Source organism: Commensalibacter sp. A3DC, assembly GCF_047307945.1.
Classification (GTDB): Bacteria; Pseudomonadota; Alphaproteobacteria; order Acetobacterales; family Acetobacteraceae; genus Commensalibacter; species Commensalibacter melissae.
In genome coordinates this window covers 1-4783 of the sequence record NZ_JAXOQA010000095.1, presented here as the reverse complement: position 1 = coordinate 4783, position 4783 = coordinate 1, and the positions used below count along the sequence as shown (strand labels likewise).

Below are 4783 nucleotides of genomic sequence, written 5' to 3'. Positions count from 1 at the left end.
CGAAACAATAATTACAAAACATACTGATCTTACCAACCTTTTACAGAAGATTACGTTATTTGCCAATATCAATATAAAATATTAACAAATAAATAAATAAATATTAATTATCCTTAATAAAAACATAAAACAGGCAAGTAATAATCCAATAATATATTTAAAACTCAAATAGTTACTTTTGAATTATTGATTGTATGATACAATTATTGGGTCAAGAAAATAACAATTGGCTTATGAAACAAAAATAAAATAAGGAGCTACAAATGAGTAAAAAGGTTTTTACTACAGCTGAAGGTATTCCTGTTCCCGACAACCAGAATTCCAGAACCTCTGGACCTCGTGGTCCAATTCTATTGGATGATTTCCATCTGGTTGAGAAACTTGCTCATTTTAACCGTGAAGTTATACCCGAACGGCGTGTTCATGCCAAAGGGGCGGCCGCTCACGGAAAATTTGTAGTTACCCAAGATATAACCAGATATAGCTGTGCCAAAATATTTAGCGAAATAGGTAAAGAAACCCCGATGTTTGCACGCTTCTCACAAGTTGCAGGCGAAAGGGGATCAGCCGATACGGTAAGGGATCCACGCGGTTTTGCCTTGAAATTCTACACTGAAGATGGAAACTGGGATCTTGTCGGAAACAACACTCCCGTGTTTTTTATTCGTGACCCCCTGAAATTCCCCGATTTCATCCGTACCCAGAAAAGGGATCCTCAATCCAATCTAAAAGATCCCAATTTTCAATGGGACTTTTGGTCTTTATCTCCCGAGGCCCTGCATCAGGTCATGATCCTTTTCTCTGACCGGGGTATTCCCGCCAGCTATCGATGCATGCATGGTTATGGAAGCCACACTTTCAGTCTAATCAATAAGGATAATGTCCGCACTTGGGTAAAATGGCATTTCAGAACAGAACAGGGTGTTAAAAATCTTGATCCTAAAAAAGCTGGAGAATTAGCCGGTTCCAATCCGGATTACCTTACCGAGGATTTATTCAATGCAATCAAGGAGGGCCATTTCCCAAGATGGAAAGCCTATATACAGGTTATGTCGATTGAACAGGCAAAGAATCACAAGGATAATCCTTTCGACGTTACCAAAGTTTGGTCACAAAAAGAATTCCCATTGCATGAAGTTGGATATTTTGAATTGAATCGTAATCCAGGAAATTATTTTGCCGAGGTAGAACAGGCGGCTTTTTCCCCTGGCAACGTTGTTCCCGGCATAGGCGTTTCCCCGGACAAAATGTTGCAAGGACGTATATTTGCCTATGCTGATGCCGCACGGTACCGGGTTGGAACAAATCATCAGCTGCTGCCCATCAATGCCGCAAAAAGCCCTGTAAACAATTACCAAAGAGATGGATATATGCGTTTTGATGATAATGGAGGCGGAATGACAAACTATGAACCAAACAGCGATCCAGATGCACCAAAACAAACGAACACTCCTGAAAACTATTTCCCGGATTATACATCCGGTGAAGGGGGAAGGTACGACAACCGCGTTGACCAGGACTATTACAGTTATCCAAGGGCCTTGTTTCATTTGATGAAACCAGAACAAAAGAGTCTGTTGATCAATAATTTTATTGAATCCCTGCAAATGGTTCGAAAGGATATTCAAAAACGCGTGTTGGAACACTTCCAGAAAATTGACCCGGAACTGGAACAAAAAGTAGCGACGGGTCTAAAATGACAAAGTAATCATCCGATTTTTCAAATATAGAAATTAATATTTGGTTTTTTAAAGTAATCCCTTGATTAAAACCCATAATCGGGGGATTATAATTTTGTAAAATTTACAAACATACTTAATAAAAAGAGCGCGACTCTTCCCCTTATTTACTTAGAGTAAAGACTTTAATTTTATTAAATTACTCTTATATATCTCTAAGAAACTATAATGGTGATAAAGGATATACAATATTATGAGTACTACATTCTTTCTTCCACCTGTAAATATTATTGGTAAAAACGCCTTACAAGACGCTATTTCCCACATTCAGGGACATGGTCTCAAGCATGGCCTTATCGTTACAGATTCATTTCTAAGCAAAAACGGAGTAGTCAAAAAAATTGCTGATATGCTTGATCAGCAAGGAATTAAAACAAATGTTTTTGATGGCACCCATCCCAATCCTACCGTAACAAATGTTAATGACGGATTAAAAATACTCAAAGAAAATAATTGTGATTTCGTTATTTCCCTTGGGGGTGGTTCTCCGCATGATTGTGCCAAAGGGATTGCCCTGCTTGCCACCAATGGTGGTGAAATCAAAAATTATGAGGGAATTGACAAATCCAACAAACCTCAACTTCCATTAATCGCAATCAACACAACTGCTGGAACAGCCAGTGAAATAACCCGTTTTTGCATTATCACGGATGAAACACGCCATGTTAAAATGGCTATCATTACACCTCATGTAACACCTATTTTGTCTGTCAATGATCCCGCTTTAATGGCGGGTATGCCTCCTGGACTGACTGCTGCGACAGGTATGGATGCTCTGACTCATGCAGTTGAAGCCTATGTTTCCACTGCCGCCACACCCATCACAGATGCGTGTGCCTTGAAGGCCGTAACCCTAATCGAAGAAAATCTGCGCAATGCAGTTAAAAATGGCCAGGACATGCAAGCTCGTGAGAATATGGCCTATGCAGAACTGCTCGCAGGAATGGCATTCAATAACGCATCCTTGGGATATGTCCACGCAATGGCACATCAGCTTGGTGGTTTTTATGGTTTGCCACATGGGGTTTGTAATGCAGTACTGTTGCCTCACGTTCAGGAATACAACCTCCCCAAATGTGCCGCTCGTTTAAAAGATATTGCAAAGGCAATGAATATTGATGTCAGTAGCATGAATGATGAGGAAGGCGCCAAAGCCTGTATCGCGGCTATCCGCAGCCTCTCAAAAGATATTAACATTCCTGCCAATCTGACAGAACTGAAGGTTCAGGAAAAAGATATTCCCACCTTGACTGCCAATGCGCTTAAGGATGCTTGCGCCCTGACCAATCCCCGTCAGGGAAATGCTGAAGAAGTTGCGGCAATCTTTAAATCAGCAATGTAATTAATAAATTCATAACTTAAAAAAAAGGATATGGATAACCATATCCTTTTTTTATCATCTATCTAATGTAAATTACTGAAAGATATTTAAAAGTCTACACGACTTTTGAATCCGAGAAAGGCTGCGTTAGGAATATTTTTTTGTGCATTTGGATGAATCTCGTATTGAAAATCAGGTTGAAACATAACTCCATCATAAATATGAATTAAATAAGTAAGCTCTACCGTTGTTTCTGCTGATTGTATTCCAGATGCTCCTGAAACAATATCCCCGATGGGAAAACCTGACATTATGTTATATCGTTGTGCCTTGCGTGCTTCCCGACTCATAATTTGATGAACAAATAGAACACCTATTCCATCCATAGGCCGTGATTTCCAAAATCCGGTATTGATAATGGCCGCCAGAAATTGATTTTGTCTTTGAAATGTTTTTGGATTACTGTGAACAAAACCAAGATATCCTATCAACCCGTCCAAATCACCCGGCCCATTTCGCTGAATCATCTGATCCAGTAAAACCCATTCCTCATCCCGTCCCCTTTTCCATTTCTGATCTATTCCATTAGCCGAAGTGATATGCCCCCCGTAAATGGAACGGCCCCAAACAGGATAAGGTGACGTATCATAGGCAAATCCAATTTTATAATGTCCCGTTAATTCATGCTTTCCCCATTTTGGTTGATAGATCATTTCTATAGGAAATTCCCCACCGGCATCTTCACCTGTTCTCACCACAGCGGCCCAGCCTGCCCGATGGCCGGCCCTATTGCTATAAGCCGCCCGACTTACCTGATACATGCCTATACGTATAAAATATTGAGGAGTGGCCTGAAACAGAATATTAATTCCCCATTCTGAATCCGGCCATGCTGAAAAACCTGCCGCCTGTCCACTTAAGGGTTTTGGATTACCGCAAATTCCATTATTCATGAAATAACACTGAATGGGGCTGGTTGCAAAGCTTGCCCCGACATCCATCCTTCCAAAGGACATGATCATGCGATCTTCCAAAAGATGTTTATCCAGATACAGATTTACTAGTTTTGCAACAACATTCCCACCAGCACCATATAATTCCTGCACCTGTGTTATATTTTCCCCAAGCCCTGCACTCAGATTGCTTCCATAACGACCAATGACTGTCATATGTCCAACCAGACCATTCGTGATCCAGTTATCCCCAATCAATACTTCCCAATCAATATCTATATTTGCATCCACTGCACCTGTATTGGTTGATTTCTTTTGATGATATCCTGAAATATTTCCTGCAAATTCATTTTGGTTGTCAAAATTGATATTAATGCCCCGGTTATACAACCACGAATGCAATCCCCACCAATTTCCAAGCAAATGTTCCGGTTGGGGCAAATAGGGATTTGTTCTCTCTTTCTGCATTCTTTGGATATCAATACGGTTACTTTCTGCACGACTGACAGCTGTTCTCCATCCACCACTACTACCAGCCGGAATCATGTGCAAATCCGTTAACTCATCATCATATTTTCGATTTTGTTCCAAAGAATCTGTTTGTGAATTTTGAGCATGAACAATTAAATTATTATTTTCTAATTGTATAAAAATAACAATTAAAGAAAAACATAATAATTTAAATATTTTTGATAATAAAATATCTTTATTAAATATTTCTTTCATGTTTTCCCATAATTTATTTATTTTTTTATTACATTTAACAATAA

General features: G+C 39.5%; 3 protein-coding genes. 2 read left to right on the top strand and 1 reads right to left on the bottom strand.

Annotation, left to right across the window (positions count from 1 at the left end; genetic code table 11):
• Window positions 1-263: 263 nt before the first annotated feature.
• Together U0839_RS08445 and yiaY are read left to right on the top strand one after the other, a co-directional pair.
• The gene (locus U0839_RS08445; protein WP_155565842.1) at window positions 264-1700 is read left to right on the top strand and encodes a catalase; all 1437 of its coding nucleotides are present in this window, start codon (window positions 264-266) and stop codon (window positions 1698-1700) included.
• Window positions 1701-1932: 232 nt separating this feature from the next.
• The gene (gene yiaY / locus U0839_RS08440) at window positions 1933-3081 is read left to right on the top strand and encodes an L-threonine dehydrogenase (RefSeq protein WP_110438481.1); all 1149 of its coding nucleotides are present in this window, start codon (window positions 1933-1935) and stop codon (window positions 3079-3081) included.
• Window positions 3082-3167: 86 nt separating this feature from the next.
• On the opposite strand, the gene U0839_RS08435 is transcribed toward yiaY, so the two are convergent.
• On the bottom strand, window positions 3168-4559 hold the full coding sequence (locus U0839_RS08435) for a carbohydrate porin (protein WP_413550470.1): 1392 nt from the start codon (window positions 4557-4559) through the stop codon (window positions 3168-3170).
• Window positions 4560-4783: the final 224 nt, after the last annotated feature.